The following is an 18389-nucleotide window of genomic DNA, read 5'->3' as shown; positions in this document are numbered from 1 at the left end:
CCATCCCGCCCCACACCCCACCGACCACGGTGGGGTCCTCGGCATGCCCGGCATGCGGCGGCCAGGGCCAACGTCGGCCGACCGACGCGCCACTCCTAGTCCCAGCCGCGACCAGCGCGGCTCCTCGCTCCACAATCAGAGCCCCTCCGGCCCGCTCTCCAGCAACGCCTTGAACCCATCCTCGTCCAGGATCGAGACGCCGAGTTGCTCGGCCTTGTCGGCCTTGGAGCCGGCGTTGTCGCCGACGACGACGTAGTCGGTCTTCTTCGACACCGAGCCGGCGGCCTTGCCGCCGCGGCTGACGATGGCCTCCTTGGCGGAGTCGCGGCTGAAGTGGACCAGGGAGCCGGTCACCACGATGGTCAGCCCCTCGAGCGTCCGCTCGACCGACTCGTCGCGCTCCTCGGTCATGGTCACGCCGGCAGCAGCCCACTTGTCGACGATCGCGCGGTGCCACTCGCTCTCCTCGCCGTCGAACCAGCGGCGCACGCTAGCGGCGATCGTTGGCCCGACCCCCTCGGCCGCGGCGAGCGCCTCCTCCGACGCGGCCTGCACGGCCTCGAGCGAGCCGAACTCCGTGGCGAGTGCACGGGCGGCGGTAGGGCCGACGTGGCGGATCGACAGCGCCACCAGCACCCGCCACAGCGGGACCTGCTTGGCGTGGTCGAGGTTGGCCAACAGCCGTTCGCCATTGGCCGAGATGACCCGATCGTCCACGGCCACCTCGGCCTCGGCCTTCTTCGCCGCCCGGGTGAACAGCTCGGTGCGCATCAGCTTGTCGTGGTCGAGGTCGAAGACATCACCCTCGTCCTCGATCACACCCGCGTCGAGCAGCGCGGCGGCCGCCTCGACGCCGAGCCCCTCGATGTCGAACGCGCCTCGTCCGGCGACATGGAAGATCCGGTCGAGCAGTTGTGCCGGACAGCGGCGGTGGTTGGGGCAGCGTAGATCCTTGTCGCCCTCCTTCTCCTCCACCAGCGTGGTGCCGCAGGCCGGACAGACCGTCGGCATCATCCACTCCGCGAGTCCCTCGGGACGCAGCGCCAGCACCGGCCCGAGGATCTCCGGGATGACATCGCCCGCCTTGCGCAGGATCACCGTGTCTCCGGGACGGACGTCCTTGCGCTTCACCTCGTGGGCGTTGTGCAGGGTCGCTCGCTCGACGGTCGACCCGGCGACCTTGGTCGGCTCCATCACACCGAACGGGGTCACCCGGCCGGTGCGGCCGGTGTTCACCTCGATCGAGAGCAGCTTCGCGTTGACCTCCTCGGGGGGATACTTGAACGCGATCGCCCAGCGCGGCGCCCTGCTGGTCGACCCGAGCCGGCGCTGCAAGAGGACCTCGTCGACCTTGACCACGACCCCGTCGATCTCGTGCTCGACGTCGTGGCGATGCTCACCGTAGTAGGCGATGTAGTCCCGCACGGCACTCAGGTCGGGCAGCACCCGGACCCGGTCGCTGGTGGGCAGCCCCCAGGCACGCAGGGCGTCGTACGCCGTGCTCTGCGACGTCGGCTCGAAGCCCTCCCGCGCGCCGATGCCGTGGCAGACCATGCCGAGCGCACGCGACGCAGTGACCCTGGGGTCCTTCTGGCGAAGCGAGCCGGCAGCGGCGTTGCGCGGGTTGGCGAACATCGGCCGACCGGCATCGGCCATCGCGTCGTTGAGCCGCTCGAAGGCCTCCACCGGCAAGAAGACCTCACCGCGCACCTCGACCAGAGCAGGCACGGCGTGCTCGTCGCTGGCCCGCAGGCGGTGCGGCACCGTGGAGATCGTCTTCACGTTGGGGGTGACGTCCTCACCGGTCCGACCGTCGCCGCGGGTGAGCGCCCGCACCAGCCGGCCGTGCTCGTAGAGCAGGTTGATCGCCAGCCCGTCCACCTTGAGCTCGCACAGCAGCTCCGGGTCCTCGACGCCCTCGCGGGCGAGGCGGGAGTGCCACGCGTCCAACTCCTCGTCGGAGAAGGCGTTGTCCAACGACTGCATCGGCTCGAGGTGGTCGACCGCGGTGAACTCGGTCGAGACAGCCCCGCCGACCTTCTGGGTCGGTGAGTCGGGGGTGCGCAGCTCGGGAAACTCCTCCTCTAGGCTCTCCAGCTCGCGCAGCCGCTGGTCGAAGTCGGCGTCGGAGAGGGTCGGGTCGTCGAGCACGTAGTAGCGCCAGCGGGCCTCCTCGATCTCCTCGCTGAGCAGCCGGTGTCGCTCCTTGGCCTCCGCCGGCGCCGCCATGGGTTCGCTCATGAGGTCATCTTGCCCGCCGACACCGACTGCGGCAGTCTCGGGCTCGCCGAGTCAGAGCTCGCGGGCGGCGCGGGCGACCCTGGCCAGTGCCTCACGCACCCAGACCGGGCTGGCTCCTGCCAGTCCGCAGGCCGGCGTGACCACCAGCCGATCACCCACGGTGTCGGGATCCAACCCCAGCATGCCCAGCCAGCGCTCGACGGCGTCGACCGCCTGCCCCTCCCCCGGCCTCGGCTCCGGGTCGACCGCCGGCACCACCCCGAGGGCCACCGTGCCACCCGCCTCGAGTGCCCGGGCCAGCTCGTCGTGGTCCGCGGCGACCAACATGGCGAGGTCGACGGAGAGACCGCGGGCGCCGGCACCGCGGACCAGGGCGTACGGCGTCCCGGGCGCGCACGAGTGCACCCACGGCTCCGCACCGGCGTCCTCGATCGCCGCCAGCACCCAGCCGAGTGCCGCGGAGGCCTCCGGCAGGTCGACCGCCCGATGACGGCCGAAGCCGGACGCGGTGGGAACCTTGGCGGCGAGCACGGTCGCCAGCGCCGGTTCGTCCACCTGGATCACCAGCCGATCCACCTCCGGCAGCCGACGACGCAGGTCCGCCACGTGGTGGACGACCCCCTCGGCGAGGGCCTGAGCCAACTCGCGGCGGGCGCCGTGGTCGGCCAGCACCTTGTCGCCACGCGGACGCTCCACCGTGGCCGCCAGCGTCCACGGCCCGACGATCTGGGCCTTGACCGCTCCCGCGTAGCCCTGGGCCTGCTCCTCCACCCGGTCGAGGTCTTGAGCCAGCAGCGAGCGAGCCCGGCGCTGGTCGATGCCGGCGGCATCGGTGAGTCGCCAGCCGGCGGGCTGCAGGTCGGCCCCGAGCTCGCTCAGCACGGCGACGCCGCGTCCGGTGATCGAGGCGATCGCGCCACGCCCCGGCAGCTCGGGAACATGCGGCAGGTCGGGCAGCTCCCCGAAGACCAACCGCACCACCTCGACGTAGTCCCGGTCGTCGGAGCCTGGATAGGAGCCCACCGCGGTCGCCAGCATGAGACCGATTGTGCCGGGCGGTCGCTAGGCCGTGGAGGGCCACCTACTGCGCGTCGCGCTCCGCGGTGGAACCGTGCGTTGGCGGGTTGCTGGTCGCTGGTGGTGCTGGCCGACAGGGCAGCTACCGCTCGATGAGCGCCGCTCCTGGTCGGGACCGCTGGCCGGGTTGCTGGCCACCTTTGGTCACCACCGAGAGGGCAGCTACGCCGGGTCAGCGCCGCCGGTGGTCTTGGTTCTCTGCCGGGTGCTGGTGCTGCCCGGCCGCGCGCGGTGGGCGTCTGCTGCGGTCTTCTTGCGTCTCCCGCGCCCCTATGGGTGCTGAGTGCCCGGTCTACTGGACACTCAGCACCCACAACCCCGCACCAGATGGGTCCGGGTGCAGTTTCGGTCCAACCGGTGTGCGGTTTCGGAACAATCGGTGCACCCCGACCGGCCAGGATCTGGCTACTGGTGCGTACGTCACATATGCCGTTCGTACGCACCAGTAGCCGGCGTCTGGCATGTTGTTTTGGAACAATCGACGCCCCCAGCGGACAAAAGGGGGCGGGACGCGGGGTTTGGGCAGAAACGACACATCGATCGGACCGAAACAACAGCCAACCGTTCCCGGGAGGCAGCCGGCCTGCAGTTTCAGCACACACGGCGAACCGAAGACCACCGCGACCCGGCAAGCAGCCAGAACCCGAGGACCGCTCCCCCGGGCAGCTGCCCTGTCGGCGAGCACCTCAGGCGACCAGAACCCGGAGAGCAGCCAGAACCCCGACAGCGACCCCCTCCCGGCTAAGACGCGTTGATCGCGCCCTTGGCCGCCTTGTCGAGGACCCGTTTGTCGGTCACCAGGCCTAGGCCGCGGTCCCGAATGGCGAAGCGCAACCATCCGTGGAAGCCGGACGCGCGCATCGCCGCCTTGCGCCCCTCCGGAACCGGGCCACCCACCAGCCGCAGCGCCACGGTCACCCGGTCGCGCCGCTGGGTCACCCAGACCACCCCGGGTCTAGCACCATGCGCGGGCCGCCACAAGAAGTGGATCGGCCGCTGGCGAGGGCCGGTGCGCACGCAGTGCCCGGCGAACCGATCGCCGCGGCACGGGCGCCGCAAGAAGTCGGGCGCGCGGCGTGCCGCCAGCGCATCGATCGTCGTCGGATCCATCGCCCATCCCCTGACATGGACGACCCGACCGCCGACGGCGTCCGGACCGAACCGGTGCCGCAGCGGGGAGCGCCTGGCGTCAGCCCAGCGACCTAGGCTCCCCCAGGCCACCGGCAGTGCGTAGGCCTGGCCCAAGTCGGTCTGCGGCAACCGCTGGTAGGAGTACGGATCCGGCTGGCCACCTCGCCAACGAGGCACCGCCTTGCCAGCATCGACGACCTCCTGCGTGGTCATCAACCGGAGCCGATCGTCGGTGACCAGGGCACGCATCGTCTCGACCGAGATCGGCAGATCCATGGTGCGCGGGTCGCGCGTGATGTCGGGACCGGCGTACAACGCCAGCATCGTCACGCCGGGGTGGTTGACCCAGACCGCGACCAGGCCGGGGTCCTCCTCCGGCTCGACGACGGCCCAGTTGAGGAAGACCGGATCTCCGTCGTCGTCACCGAGAGAGACACATCGTGCCTGACCATCACAGTCCTGCGGCTTGCTCGTCGGCCACGCCTCGACGGCGAGCAGATCACCGTCATCCTCGCCGTCTGCGTGGTAGCGGAAGTCGGCCCCGCGGAAGCCCACCGGCTTGCTCCGGTCGAGATAGCTCGCTCCCACGTGCGAGTAGTCCGACGGCAGGTAGTCCAAGGCGATCGCTGCCATGCCGCGCTGGGTGAGCGGCACGTCGGCCGGCTCCGCCCCTGATGTGCCCACGCTGGTCCCGACGAGCAGCAGGGCGGCCACGGCCAGCAGCGCCAGCGGCCGTCCTAGCAGTCGTTGCCCCGTCACCGCTTCGACCATGTCTCCCCATCGTCTCGCTGGTCAGCCTATCCATGTCGCCGGCGAGCGCACGGATCGCCCGAGGGTGGCCAGCATCACGTCGCCGTCAGGAATCGCGGATGGGGTGCCAGACGTCAGAGAATAGGACTCTTCCAACAAGCCAGAGAAAGGTGATGCTGCACCATGCCCGCCCGCGTCCCCGACGACACCCGCGCCGTCGCCACCGAGAAGTCCCAGCCTCGGCTCGGCATCAGCACCGCGCAGGTGGCCGGTTCGGCATTGGCCGCAGTGTCGGGCGCCGTGCTCGCATCCTGGCTCGGCGTGGCCGGCACCCTGGTCGGAGCGGCCCTCGGCAGCATCGTCGGCACGGTCGGCGCCGCCACCTACACCTACTCCCTCCAGGCTGGCCACGAGGCGGTCAAGCGGACCTATCCGCTACGCAAGGACGACGAACCCGAAGAGCCGGTCGGCCCGGAGGAGGCGGCGTCCTCGCGCGAGGAGGCGGAAGCCGAATCGGCCGCGGCAGCCCGACGGCATTGGTGGCAGGACATCCAGTGGTCCCAGATTCCGTGGCCCCGGGTGGCGGTCGCGTCCGGCACGGTGCTGCTCATCGCCCTGGCGGCCCTGACCGCGTTCGAGCTCGCCACCGGCGAGCCGGTCTCCTCCTTGACGGGGGGCAAGTCCGGCTCCGGCACCACCATCTCCAACCTCGGCAACCGCGGCTCCGACTCCGACGACCAGCAGGACCCGACCGATCCGACATCGTCTTCCACAGGCACCTCCAGCCCGTCGCCGAGCAGCTCACCGTCGAGCTCGCCCTCCAGCTCTCCGTCGTCGTCGCCGTCGGAGTCGCCGTCGACCTCCGAGAGCAGCAGCCCCACCTCGGAGCCGACCCCGAGCGAGTCACCCAGCACCGGCGCCTCCCAGGGCTCAGCGGCAGCCCAGTCGCCACCGGCCAACCCGAGTGAGAGTCCGGGCGGGAGCAGCTAAGGCGTCCCTCTAAACCGCCTGCGAGACACGGTGGGCTGCGGCGATCGTGGCCGAACCCACCACGCGGCTGCCGTCGTAGATCACAGCCGCCTGGCCCGGGGCAATGCCCTGGGCGGGGTCGACCAGCTCGACCTCGATCCCGTCGCCCACCACGGAGACCACCGCACGATGCTCACCGCCGTGTGCGCGCAGCTGGACCGTGGCCTCCAGCGGCCCGGTCGGGGCCCGACCGCACCACCGAGGCCGGACCCCGGTGATCCGATCCACGGTCAGCTCCTCACGGGGGCCGACCCGCACCGTCCCGGAGACGGGCTCGATGTCCAGCACGAACCTCGGGCGACCATCCGGAGCCGGGTGTCCCAGCCGCAGACCGCGCCGCTGGCCGATGGTGAACCCGAAGGTGCCGGCATGCCGGCCGAGCACCTCACCGGTGGCGTCGTCGACAATGTCGCCACCCCGATTGGGGGCACGGTCGCCCAGCTTCTCGCGGAGCCAGCCGGCGTTGTCGCCGTCGGCCACGAAGCAGATGTCGTGACTGTCCGGCTTGTCTGCCACCAGCAGCCCCCGGCGCGCGGCCTCACGGCGTACCTCCGGCTTGGGCGTGTCACCGAGCGGAAACATAGAGTGCGCCAGCTGGTCCTGGGTGAGCACGCCGAGGACATAGGACTGGTCCTTCGCGGCGTCGGCCGGCCGGTGCAGCTCCCACAGCCCGTCGGGGGCGCGCTCGAGCCGCGCGTAGTGGCCGGTGGCGACGGCGTCGAACCCGAGCGCGAGCGCCCGGTCCAATACGGCGGCGAACTTGATCTTCTCGTTGCAGCGCAGGCAGGGATTCGGGGTCCGGCCGGCGGCGTACTCGGACATGAAGTCCTCCACGACGTCCTCGTGGAACCGATCGGAGAGGTCCCAGACATAGAACGGGATCCCGATCACGTCCGCCGCGCGGCGCGCGTCGTTGGCGTCCTCGATCGTGCAGCAGCCACGGGCGCCGGAGCGGTACGACGCGGGGTTGCGCGACAGCGCGAGGTGGATCCCGGTCACGTCGTGGCCCGCTTCGACCGCACGCGCGGCAGCCACGGCAGAGTCCACGCCACCGGACATCGCGGCGACGACCTTCACGCGGTCGCCTTCCGGGTGCTGGTGCCTCGGGCCCGCTCGACGACCGGTCCGATCGCCTCCACGAGTGCGTCCACGTCGGCCGTGGTGCTGGTGTGCCCGAGCGAGAAGCGCAGCGAGGAGCGGGCGAACTCCTCCGAACAGCCCATCGCCAGCAACACGTGGGAGGCCTGCGGCACGCCCGCCGAGCACGCCGACCCCGTCGAGCACTCGATGCCGCGCGCGTCGAGCAGCATCAGCAGCGAGTCACCCTCGCAGCCGGGGAACTTCAGGTGCGCGTTGCCGGGCAGGCGGTCGACCGGGTCACCGTTGTAGATCGCGTCGGGGACGGCCGCTCGCACCCGCTCGACCAGCTCGTCGCGCAGGGCGCCGATCCGGGTCGCATAGTCGGCCTGGTGCTTGACCGACAGCTCCACGGCGGCGGCGAATCCCGCGATCGCCGGCGCATCCAAGGTCCCGCTGCGGATGTCGCGCTCCTGGCCGCCGCCGTGCAGGAGCGGCGTGACCGCCACCTCACGACCCACCAGCAGGGCGCCGACGCCTAGCGGGCCGCCGAGCTTGTGCCCGGTCAGGGCGAGTGCGTCGACCCCGAGCGCGGCGAAGTCGACCGGCAGCTGCCCGACCGCCTGCACCGCGTCGGTGTGCACCGGGATCCCGTGCGCCGAGGCCAGCTCGGTCACCTCGGCAACCGGCTGGACCGTGCCGACCTCGTTGTTGGCCAGCATCACCGAGATCAAGGCCACCGAGGCCGGGTCGCGCTCGACCGCCTCGCGCAGCGCCTCCATGTCGACCCGAGCCTGCCGGTCCACCGGCACGAGCTCGACCTGCGCCCCCTCGTGGTCGGCCAGCCAGCCGAGGGCATCCAGCACGGCGTGGTGCTCGACCGCTGTGCTGAGCACTCGGGTCCGCGTCGGATCGGCATCGTGGCGCGACCACCAGAGCCCCTTGAGCGCCAGGTTGTCGGCCTCGGTGCCCCCGGAGGTGAACACCACCTCACCGGGTCGGCAGTTCAGCGCCTGGGCGATCTGCTCCCGCGACTCCTCCACCACGCGGCGTGCCTGCCGCCCCGAGGCGTGCAGTGAGCTCGCGTTGCCGGGGTGGGCGAGATGCGCCGTCATCGCGGCCACCGCGTCCGGCAACATCGGCGTGGTGGCAGCGTGATCGAGGTACACACTCGGGCGCTGGTCAGACATGGCGTCATCCAGGGTACGGCGCCCGCCCGCCGTGGGCGAGTCGGTGGGTCACCGCCTCGCCACTGTGGCGATCACGACGGCATGATCGGTGCCCGAGATGGTGACGGTGCTGGTCGACAAAGCGGTGAGCCGAGGCCCGACCAGGACGTGATCGATGGCGACCGCGGGCGGGATGGCGATGCCGAGCACGCGGAACTTGCCGTTCTCGGGCCAGGTCGGCTGCCAGCCGGCGTTGGTGAGCTCGGCGGCGTCGCTGAATCCTTCGTCCTCGAGCCGTTGGATCGGGGCGTGGTCGAGGGTGGCGTTGAAGTCGCCGACCATCAGGTCGACGCCGTCGGCCGCCCGCAGCAGCGTCGCCTGGTCCAGACGCCAGCGAGTGACGTTGGTCGGAGGTGACGGGTGCACAGCCAGCAGCCGCAGATCGCCACCCGGCGCCGAGACCGTGACGTCCCACGACGCGAACCGGGTCCGCACCGCGGTCGGCTCCCCGAGCGGGTAGCGGGAGAAGACCATGGTGCCCTCGGGCCCCGTGCCGGGATCGCCGATCCGATAGGGCCAACCGTCCGCGAGCCCGGCGGAGTCCATCATCTTCACCTGCTGCTCGGTGACCTCCTGTGCCACGATCACGTCGGCACGGCGGTCCGAAGCGGTCTGCACCAGCCCCACGGCGTCGATGCCGCCGCGCTTCGCATTGGAGGTGAGCACGGTCAGTGGCTCGGTGTCGGCAGCCGCGGTCGGTGCCGAACCGAGGTACATCGGCGCGAGCCACCAGGCGTGCAGAGTGAGGGGTACGACGACCGCGGCGGCCAATCCGGCCCAGATCGGTCGACGCCAGCCCGCGCCGGGCGACAGCACCCGGAGCAGCAGCACCAGGAGGACGACGAGGTAGAGCACGCCGGCGACCGGGGTGAAGGCCACCAGCTGGACCCAGAGCGCGCCCCCGGGCTGGAGGATCCGCGCCGCCGTGACGACGGCGGCGGCGCCCGACGGGACGAGCAGCACCAGCCAGAACACCGCCCGTCGCACGGGCCTGAACCTACCCGCCGGAGCCTGCTGATCTGCGGAGCAGCACCAGGTCGTCGCGGTGGACTAGCTCACGTTCGTAGGGCGCCCCCAGCTCACGTTTGAGCTCCCGCGAGGATCGGCCGAGCAGTTGCGGCAGCTCGCCTGCGTCGAAGTTCACCAGGCCCCGGGCGACGACGACGCCGTCGGGCGTGGCGAGATCGACCGGATCGCCGGCCACGAACGAGCCGGCCACGCCGGTGACGCCCGCGGCCAGCAGCGACGCACGCCGGTCCACGACCGCCCGCACCGCGCCGTCGTCGAGAGTGAGCGTGCCCTTGCCCTCGGTCGCGTGCGCCAGCCACAAGAGACGGGTCGGGCGGCGTCGGCCGGTGCTGTGGAACAGCGTGCCGATCGGCTCGCCCGCGAGCGCCGGACCGGCGTTGGCCGCCGACGTGAGCACGACGGCGATCCCCGCACCGGTCGCGATCCGGGCCGCTTCGAGCTTGGTCTGCATGCCGCCGGTGCCGATGTGGGACGCACTCGCCTTCGCGATCCGGACGCCGGCCAGGTCGGCTTCGGAGCGCACCTCCGGCAGGAGGGAGGCTCCAGGGGCGCCCGGCTTGTCGTCGTACAGCCCGTCCACGTCGCTGAGCAGCACCAGCAGGTCGGCGTGCACCAGGTGGGCGACCAGGGCGGCCAGTCGGTCGTTGTCGCCGAATCGGATCTCCGTGGTGGCGACGGTGTCGTTCTCGTTGACGATCGGGAGCACGCCGAGCTCGAGCAGCTTCGCGAAGGTCTGGTAGGCGTTGCGATAGTGCGAGCGCCTGGTGACGTCGTCCGCGGTGAGCAGCACCTGTCCGGCGATGATGCCGTGGCTGGCCAGCTCGCGTGTGTAGCCGTGCACCAGCAGCCCCTGGCCCACCGACGCTGCCGCCTGCTGCGCGGGCAGGGCGCGGGGCCGGCGGCGCATACCCAACGGAGCCAGTCCGGCGGCGATCGCCCCGGAGGAGACCAGCACGACCTCGACGCCGCGAGAGCGTACGTCGGCCAGCACACCCACCAGGTCCCGCATCCGGTCGGGGTCGATGCCACCACCGGCGGTGGTCAGCGAGGACGAGCCCACCTTGACGACGACCCGCTTGGCCGTCGTCACCGCCGGCCGGGTCATTGGCCGTCGCCCCCATCCTCGACGGCCCCATCCTCGGCTGCGCTGTCGATCCGGCGGGCGACGTCGGCCCGGGCCTCGCCCTCGGCGCGGTCGGGCATCGCCTCCACGATGGCCCGCCGGCGCCGCGCGGCGGGCCGCTCCTCGTCGAAGCGGGGATCCTCCCCACGCCGACCGAGCGAGCCTGCGCCGGCGTCGACGGCCGGCCGGAAGTCGAACACGACGGCGTCGTCAGGGTCACCGATGAGCACGGTGTCCCCCTCCTCCGCCCCGAGCTCGAGCAGCCGGGTCTCCACGCCGAGTCGGTTGAGTCGATCGGCCAGGAAGCCGACGGCCTCGTCGTTGCCGAAGTCGGTCTGCCGGACCCACCGCTCGGGCTTGTCACCCCGCACCCGCCAGCCACGCCCACCGGGCTCGAACGTCGGGTCGCTGATCTGCCGCACGGTGAACTCGTCGCCACCGTCCACCGACGGCGGCCGCAGCACGATCCGCTGGGTCTGCGCGACGGGCTGGCTGCGGCGCGACTTCTCGACCAGACCGGCCATCGCATAGGTCAGCTCGCGCAGTCCTGCTCCGGACGCGGCAGAGACCGGGAAGACCCGATAGCCGCGCTCCTCCAGGTCCGTGCGGACGAAGTCGGCGATGTCGCTGCCGTCGGGGACGTCGACCTTGTTGAGGGCGACCAGGCGCGGGCGGTCCTCGAGGCCGCCGTACTCCCGCAGCTCGCGCTCGATGACCTCCAGGTCGTCCTCGGGGTTGCGACCAGGCTCGATGGTGGCGGTGTCGACGACGTGCACGATCGCGGCGCAGCGCTCGATGTGGCGCAGGAAGTCGTGACCGAGACCGCGACCCTCGGCCGCACCCTCGATCAGACCGGGCACATCGGCGACGGTGAAGGTGGTGTCCCCGGCCGTGACGACGCCGAGGTTGGGCACCAGGGTGGTGAACGGGTAGTCGGCGATCTCGGGTCGCGCGCGGGAGATCGCGGCGATGAGCGAGGACTTGCCGGCGCTGGGGAAGCCGACCAGCCCAATGTCGGCGACCACCTTCAGCTCCAGGTGGATCTCGCGCTCCTCGCCCGGCTCGCCGAGGAGTGCGAAGCCCGGAGCCTTGCGCTTGGCGCTGGCCAACGCGGCGTTGCCGAGGCCACCACGGCCGCCGGCGGCGATCACCAGCTCGGTGCCGGCGCCGACCAGGTCCGCCAACACGTTCCCACGTGCGTCGGTGACCACGGTGCCGTCCGGGACGGGCAGCACCAGGTCGGCGCCGTGCGCCCCGTTGCGATGGCCGCCGGCGCCGTGGCCCCCGTGCTCAGCCTTGCGCCGCGGACCGTGGTGGTAGTCGATCAGCGTCGTGACGCCGGGGTCCACCCGCAGGATCACCGAGCCCCCGGGGCCGCCGTTGCCGCCGTCAGGGCCGCCCAGGGGCTTGAACTTCTCCCGGTGGACCGAGGCGATGCCGTTGCCGCCGCGACCGGCGCTGACGTGCAGCGTCACCCGGTCGACGAAGGTCGGAACTGCCATGAGGACTCCAGGAGAACGGCGAAAGGGCGCCCCCAGACCAGTTGACCAGACCAGTTGACCGGATCAGTGACCTAGCCAGGGACGCCCTCGCGAAGGATGGTGGCTGCTACCGGAGCGTCACTCCGCAGCGGCCGGAACGATGTTGATCACGCGGCGACCGCGCTTCTTGCCGAACTCGACGTTGCCGGCAACCAGCGCGAACAAGGTGTCGTCCCCGCCGCGGCCGACGCCGCTGCCGGGGTGGAAGTGGGTGCCGCGCTGGCGGACGATGATCTCGCCAGCGTTGACCAACTGGCCGCCGGACCGCTTGACGCCGAGGCGCTGGGAGTTGGAGTCGCGGCCGTTCTTGGTGGACGCCGCGCCCTTCTTGTGTGCCATGTCTGTCTCGTCCTCTTGGTTGCGTGGCTTGCTTCGGCTCCGCTCACTGCGGAGAAGGCGGTCAGCTCGTGATGTCGGTGACCTTGACCTGGGTGTACTTCTGGCGGTGGCCCTGGCGCTTCTTGTAGCCGGTCTTGTTCTTGTACTTCTGGATGACGATCTTGGGGCCCTTGGTGCCGCCGAGCACCTCGGCAGTCACGGCGGCCTTCTCCAGACCGGTCGCGGTGACCTTCTCGCCGTCGACGAGCATCACCACGGGCAGGGTCACCGTCTCGCCGACCGCAGTGTCCACGCGGTCGATCTCGATGACGTCGCCCACGGCAACCTTCTGCTGCTTGCTGCCACTGCGCACGACGGCGTACACCGCGCTCACTCTCCTCGTCGACTTCGGCTGGGTCCGGTGTCCACGTGCACGCACGCCACGACCGATGATCGACGGGACGGGAGCATGAGCACCAGAGGGTGTGCCGGGCACACCAAGGGTCAATGGTACGGATCGCCCCGCCGCACCGCAAAACCGCGCCGGGCTGCGAGCCCTCCGATGAACGTCAGGGCTGGCCGACTAGCGTCTAGCACCATGGGCGCAGGGCACTCCCACGGACATGGCGCACATCGTCATGCCGGGGCTGACGACGAACCGGTGCGAACCTCGTCGGTCGCGACGGCCACCTTGTTGATCGTGCTGGTGCTGGCGGCGGTCGGCACCGTCGTCGGCCTGGTCCGGTTGTGGCCCACCGAGCACGTCGAGCCCGGCGACAGCACGGCGTACGCCGCTCCGGGCGTCAGCTTCCCGCATGCCCGGATCGACAAGGTGTCCTCGGGCTGTGGGAGCGGCAGTGGCGCCGATCAAGGGGCGGACCAGGGCGCGGACCAGCAGACCGACCCTGCTGCCGACGGCAGCGGCTGCGCAACCCTGCACGCCGTCCTCACCAGCGGCACGGCCAGCGGCGATCGGATCGAGGTGACCGTGCCCAGCCAGATCGCTGACAGCGGTCTGCGCTCCGGGGACCGCATCCAGGTGGTGCGGGTGCCGGCCCAGGACGGCGGCGACGCCGTCTACCAGTTCTTCGCGGTCGACCGCGCCCACGGCCTGGGACTCCTGCTGCTCGCCTTCGTGGTCGTGGTCGCCGTGGTCGCCCGGCTGCGCGGCCTGCTGGCGATGGTCGGCCTGGCGGTAGCCGGCGTCGTGCTCACGAAGTTCATGCTGCCGGCGCTCCTGACCGGACATCAGGCGGCCTGGGTGGCGGCGATCGGCTGCGCGGCGATCATGTTCGTGGTCCTCTATCTCGCCCACGGTCCGTCGATTCGGACGAGCACGGCGCTCGTCGGCACTCTGTGCGGGATCGCCCTGACTGCCGTGCTCGGGGAGTACGTCGTCGGCGTGACGCGGCTGAGTGGCTTCGACGAGACAGCGCAGTACCTCGCCGGCCTCCGTCCCGACCTGGACTTCCAGGGCCTGCTCACTGCGGCCGTGATCCTGGCCGGGCTCGGTGTCCTCAACGACGTCACCATCACGCAGGCCTCGGCGGTGTGGGAGCTGCGGAGCGCGGCGCGGGCGTTGCCTCGACGCTCGATCTTCAGCCGGGCCATGCGGATCGGCCGCGACCACATCGCGTCGACGATCTACACCATCGTCTTCGCCTACGCCGGCGCTTCCCTGGCGACGTTGCTGCTGCTGCAGATCTTCGACCGCCCCCTGCTCCAGATGCTGGGCACCGAGGAGATCGCTACCGAGGTGGTCCGCACCCTGGTCACCGCGATCGGTCTGGTGCTGGCCGTGCCCATCACCACCGCCATCGCCGCGGTGATGGTGCCGCCGACCGAGGACTGACCTCGGCTCACCCGTGGGCAGCGCTCGGGTTCTGGCTGCTGGCTGTGGTGGCTCCGACCCATCTCCCGCGGTGCTGTAGTGGCTGAGGACCCCGTATACGAGGCGCTTTGCCACTACAAGACCGCGGCAGACGACAGGCTCAGCGCTTGCGGGACCTGCGCTTGATCGGCACGTGCTCGACCGCGTGGGCCTCCTCGACCGGATCCTCCGTGTCCTCCGAGCCCGGAGCAAGGTCGACCACAGGGTCCGCGTCCACCTCGGGCTGGGGCTCGGCCACCGCCGGCGGGCCCGCCGGCCGGGTGGCGCTGCGGCGCCGGGAGCGACTGGTCACCTTCGGGGCGGTCTGAGCAGGCTCGACAGGCGCCTCGACCTCCGCCGACTCGACGACATCGAGCTCAGCCGCCGCTTCGGCCGGCACCGTCTCCGCAATCTCGGCCTCTTCGGGCTCGGCGCCGACCACCTCGGCTTCGGTCTCCGCGCTGGCTTCGACCTCCCCAACAGCTTCGGTCTCGGGCTCCGGCTCCGCCGCGGGCTCGATGTCGGCGGTGATCTCCTCTACGTCGTCTGGAGCCTCGGGCGGGGTCTCGGCCGGAGCTTCCGGCCGAGCGACGGCGGCGAGGTCCTTGGGCGAAGGTACGGCGGGCTTCGCTGGCGCGGACTGACCGCCACCGGAGCTGTCCGAGCCCCGCCCGCGACGGCGGCGGCCGCGGCGCGGCTCGTCGTCGGCCCGACGGGTCTCGACCGGGACATCACGAATGGTCAGCCCGCGTCCGCCGCAGTGCTCACAGGTCTCGCTGAAAGCCTCGAGCAGGCCGGTGCCGATGCGCTTGCGGGTCATCTGGACCAGGCCCAGCGAGGTGACCTCGGCGACCTGGTGGCGGGTCCGGTCCCTGCCGAGGCATTCGACCAGGCGACGCAGCACCAACTCGCGGTTGGACTCCAGCACCATGTCGATGAAGTCGATGACGATGATGCCGCCGATGTCACGGAGCCGGAGCTGCCGGACGATCTCCTCGGCCGCCTCGAGGTTGTTCTTGGTGACGGTCTCCTCGAGATTGCCGCCGGAGCCGGTGAACTTGCCGGTGTTGACGTCGACGACCGTCATCGCCTCGGTGCGGTCGATGATGAGCGAGCCTCCGGAAGGGAGCCAGACCTTGCGGTCCAGTCCCTTGGCGATCTGCTCGTCGATCCGATAGGCGCCGAAGACGTCCACGCCCGACTCCGGGGTCTGGTAGCGCTCCAGCCGGGTCTCGAGATCCGGCGCGACGTGTGCGACGTACCCCTGCACGGTCTCCCAGGCGTCGTCGCCCTCGATGACGAGCTTGGCGAAGTCCTCGGTGAACAGGTCGCGGACCACCTTGAGGGTCAGGTCCGGCTCGCCGTACAGCAGCTGCGGCGAGTTGCCCTTGCCGGCCTTGGCTTCGATGTCCTCCCAACGCGCCTTCAACCGCTCGACGTCTCGGGTGAGCTCGTCCTCGGAGGCGCCCTCGGCGGCCGTCCGGACGATCACGCCGGCGGTGTCCGGGACGATCTCCTTGAGCAGCGTCTTGAGCCGGTTGCGCTCGGTGTCGGGCAGTTTGCGCGAGATCCCCGAGGTGGTGCCGTCGGGCACGTAGACCAAGAAGCGGCCAGCCAAGCTGATCTGGCTGGTCAACCGGGCGCCCTTGTGGCCGACCGGGTCCTTGGTCACCTGGACCATGACCGCCTGGCCGCTGGAGAGGACGGCTTCGATCTTGCGCGGCTGCCCCTCCGGGTGACCCAGCGCGCTCCAGTTGACCTCACCGGCGTAGAGCACGGCGTTGCGGCCCCGGCCGATGTCGATGAAGGCGGCCTCCATCGAGGGCAGCACGTTCTGCACCCGGCCCAGGTATACGTTGCCGATCAGCGAGGTCTGCGACTCCCGCGCGACGTAGTGCTCGACGAGGACCTTGTCCTCCAAGACGGCGATCTGGGTCAGACCCTGCCGCTCTCGGATCACCATGACCCGCTCGACAGACTCCCGACGGGCGAGGAACTCGGCCTCGCTCACGATCGGGGCGCGCCGGCGTCCCGACTCACGGCCCTCGCGGCGTCGTTGCTTCTTCGCCTCCAGTCGGGTCGACCCGGAGACGGCCGTGATCTGGTCCTCCGCGGAGCGGGTCTGGCGGGCCCGGTTTCCTGTCTTCCCGCTGTCGTCGGAGGCGTCCGCGCCGTCCTCTCCTGACCTGCGGCGGCGACGACGGCGCCGCGACGACGACGTCTCCGTCGACTCCTCGTCAGCGTCGGCACCCTCTCCCTCACCTGCCGACTGCGATCCGCTGGCCTCGGTCGACTCCGCGGCGTCGGGTGCCTCAGCCAAGTCACCGGGCTTGCGACGACGACGACCACCGCGACGACGACGACGACGGCTGGGACCCTCGCCCTCCGCGTCCTCCGCCGGGGCGGCTCCGCTGGCCTCCTTGTCCGTCGGCTCGGACGCGTCGGCGGAGTCCCCCTTGGTCGGCCCGCCGCCCTCGGCCGCTTCGGGAGCCTCGGTCGGCTCGGGAGCCTGGAAGAGCACCGCCGGGGCCGGGGCTGCGTCCTCGCCGGTCGCCTTCTTGCTGGCGGCCTTCTTGGTGCTGGCCTTCTTGGCGCCGGCCTTCTTGGTGGTCGACTTCTTGCTGGTCGCAGCCTCCTCGACCGAGGCCTCCGTGTTGGTCGCCTGCTCGGGCACTGCCTCCGCGCTGGCGACCTTCTTGCTTGGGGCCTTCTTCGCCGCGGCCTTCTTGGCGGTCGACTTCTTGGCGGTCGACTTCTTGGCCGCCGACTTCTTGGCGGGGGGCTCCTCGGCCGCTGCAGTGGCCCTCTTCCGAGGGGCGCGCTTCTTCGCCGCCTTCGGCGCGTCGGCCTGAGGTTCGGGCTGGAGGGCTTCGGGTGTGCCGGGTTCTTCGTCGAGCATGCTGCTCCTTCGACGCGACGCCCGTGGACATCGCGTGATGTCGGCGTCGACCGGCGTCACAGCCCGTGCGGGCCGCGGTGCTCGGTGACGCTAAGCCTTCTGGTGGCGGCGGCGCCCTCCGCGTCACGCGTCGGCAGCATCGGTGTCACCGACCGCGGTCGCCGGGCCGGTAAGGGCCGCGTCGCGGTCGGGTGACGAGCCTCGTCTACCGTGCCGATGCCACGTGGGACACCGGCGAGAACGTCGTCGGATCGAAGCGTGATCGGCAACCCCGCCTCAACCACGGTGAGTATGGCACAGGAGCGACTCCGACACCCCATTCTGACCAATAGAACTGCGTGAGATTCTCAGGCCAGTGGATCTTGGAGACCGTCGGCGCCTAACAGACCCTGTTCCAGGCGAGTCAGCAGCGGCGGCGCGGACGGCGTCAGGCCGGCCACTCGAGACAGTGCGGCGAGCACGTCGTCGGGCCGAACGGCGGGCTCGGTGTGACGCAGGAGCAGGTCCAGAGTGCTGCCCCCGGGCCAGGCCGCAACCGTCAGCGACATCACCGCAACTCGGGCGTCGAACTCGCGCATCCCCTTCTTGGTCATCCGTTGGACCAGCACGGTCTCGGCGGCAAGGAACTGATCGGCGGCGGCGGCGGACTCCTGCGGCGAACAGTCCAGATCGAGACGCCAGCGACTCCCGGTGAGCTGGTCAGCCAGCGCACCCCCGGGCGACTCGACCACGCGCACGACGTCGAGCCCATCGGGCAACGCGGTCGCCAGCACCTCGCCCACCCAGCCTGGGTCCGTGCGCTCGGCCAGCGCGATCTCGAGATACTCCGCCTCGCTGGCCGCCCCGGTGGGCGCCGCGCCCGCATACGAGATCCGCGGGTGCGGGTTGAAGCCGGAGGAGTAGGCCATCGGCACCCTGGCCCGGACGACCGCGCGCTCGAAGGCACGGGAGAAGTCTCGATGGCTGGCGAACCGCAACGGCCCCCGCTTGGCGTACTGGATTCGCAGCCGCTGGACCGGCGGGGCCTGCTGCTCGGGCTGGTTGCGCACCGCGCCACCGTAACGCCACCGGCTGA

Annotated in this window: 14 protein-coding genes; 2 read left to right on the top strand and 12 right to left on the bottom strand. The window is 71.1% G+C overall.

Features of this window, described 5'->3' with window-relative positions; genetic code table 11:
- Positions 1-135: 135 nt before the first annotated feature.
- From ligA to QM714_RS00810, 3 genes are all read right to left on the bottom strand, one after another.
- Positions 136-2241, bottom strand: coding sequence for an NAD-dependent DNA ligase LigA (gene ligA, locus QM714_RS00820; protein ID WP_415096670.1), 2106 nt, complete (start codon positions 2239-2241; stop codon positions 136-138).
- 51 nt (positions 2242-2292) lie between these two features.
- A complete protein-coding gene (locus QM714_RS00815; RefSeq protein ID WP_415096668.1) occupies positions 2293-3279 on the bottom strand; it encodes a methionine synthase in 987 nt (328 codons plus the stop codon).
- A gap of 780 nt (positions 3280-4059) precedes the next feature.
- Positions 4060-5220, bottom strand: coding sequence for a hypothetical protein (locus QM714_RS00810; RefSeq protein WP_415096666.1), 1161 nt, complete (start codon positions 5218-5220; stop codon positions 4060-4062).
- 162 nt (positions 5221-5382) lie between these two features.
- Here QM714_RS00810 and QM714_RS00805 point away from each other — a divergent pair, with 162 nt between their 5' ends.
- The gene (locus tag QM714_RS00805) at positions 5383-6189 is read left to right on the top strand and encodes a hypothetical protein (protein ID WP_415096664.1); all 807 of its coding nucleotides are present in this window, start codon (positions 5383-5385) and stop codon (positions 6187-6189) included.
- Positions 6190-6198: 9 nt separating this feature from the next.
- On the opposite strand, the gene mnmA is transcribed toward QM714_RS00805, so the two are convergent.
- From mnmA to rplU, 7 genes are all read right to left on the bottom strand, one after another.
- Positions 6199-7305: a tRNA 2-thiouridine(34) synthase MnmA gene (mnmA, locus tag QM714_RS00800; RefSeq protein ID WP_415096662.1), complete on the bottom strand. Its 1107-nt coding sequence runs from the start codon at positions 7303-7305 to the stop codon at positions 6199-6201.
- Positions 7302-8495, bottom strand: coding sequence for a cysteine desulfurase family protein (locus QM714_RS00795; RefSeq protein WP_415096660.1), 1194 nt, complete (start codon positions 8493-8495; stop codon positions 7302-7304). Before QM714_RS00795 ends, mnmA begins: the two co-directional genes overlap by 4 nt.
- A 48-nt stretch (positions 8496-8543) precedes the next feature.
- Positions 8544-9521, bottom strand: a complete 978-nt coding sequence (locus QM714_RS00790) for an endonuclease/exonuclease/phosphatase family protein (protein ID WP_415096658.1) — start codon at positions 9519-9521, stop codon at positions 8544-8546.
- Positions 9522-9531: 10 nt separating this feature from the next.
- The gene (proB, locus tag QM714_RS00785) at positions 9532-10668 is read right to left on the bottom strand and encodes a glutamate 5-kinase (protein WP_415096656.1); all 1137 of its coding nucleotides are present in this window, start codon (positions 10666-10668) and stop codon (positions 9532-9534) included.
- Positions 10665-12188: a GTPase ObgE gene (gene obgE / locus QM714_RS00780; protein WP_415096654.1), complete on the bottom strand. Its 1524-nt coding sequence runs from the start codon at positions 12186-12188 to the stop codon at positions 10665-10667. The genes proB and obgE overlap by 4 nt, the downstream gene beginning before the upstream one ends.
- Positions 12189-12305: 117 nt before the next feature.
- Positions 12306-12566, bottom strand: coding sequence for a 50S ribosomal protein L27 (rpmA, locus tag QM714_RS00775; RefSeq protein WP_415096652.1), 261 nt, complete (start codon positions 12564-12566; stop codon positions 12306-12308).
- A 61-nt stretch (positions 12567-12627) separates the two neighbouring features.
- Complete coding sequence (gene rplU, locus QM714_RS00770; protein WP_415100923.1) at positions 12628-12930, bottom strand: 50S ribosomal protein L21; 303 nt, start codon at positions 12928-12930, stop codon at positions 12628-12630.
- 276 nt (positions 12931-13206) lie between these two features.
- On the opposite strand from rplU, the gene QM714_RS00765 reads away from it, so the two are divergent.
- Positions 13207-14397, top strand: coding sequence for a YibE/F family protein (locus tag QM714_RS00765; RefSeq protein WP_415096650.1), 1191 nt, complete (start codon positions 13207-13209; stop codon positions 14395-14397).
- 139 nt (positions 14398-14536) lie between these two features.
- On the opposite strand, the gene QM714_RS00760 is transcribed toward QM714_RS00765, so the two are convergent.
- The gene (locus QM714_RS00760) at positions 14537-17314 is read right to left on the bottom strand and encodes an Rne/Rng family ribonuclease (protein ID WP_415096648.1); all 2778 of its coding nucleotides are present in this window, start codon (positions 17312-17314) and stop codon (positions 14537-14539) included.
- A 347-nt stretch (positions 17315-17661) separates the two neighbouring features.
- Positions 17662-18363 (bottom strand): TIGR03936 family radical SAM-associated protein, encoded by a 702-nt coding sequence (locus tag QM714_RS00755; protein ID WP_415096646.1) that lies wholly within the window; start codon positions 18361-18363, stop codon positions 17662-17664.
- Between the last annotated feature and the right edge of the window lie 26 nt (positions 18364-18389).

The organism is Nocardioides sp. (assembly GCF_047602075.1).
In the GTDB taxonomy this organism is placed as follows: Bacteria; Actinomycetota; Actinomycetes; order Propionibacteriales; family Nocardioidaceae; genus Nocardioides.
This window is presented reverse-complemented; position numbering and strand designations above follow the sequence as displayed.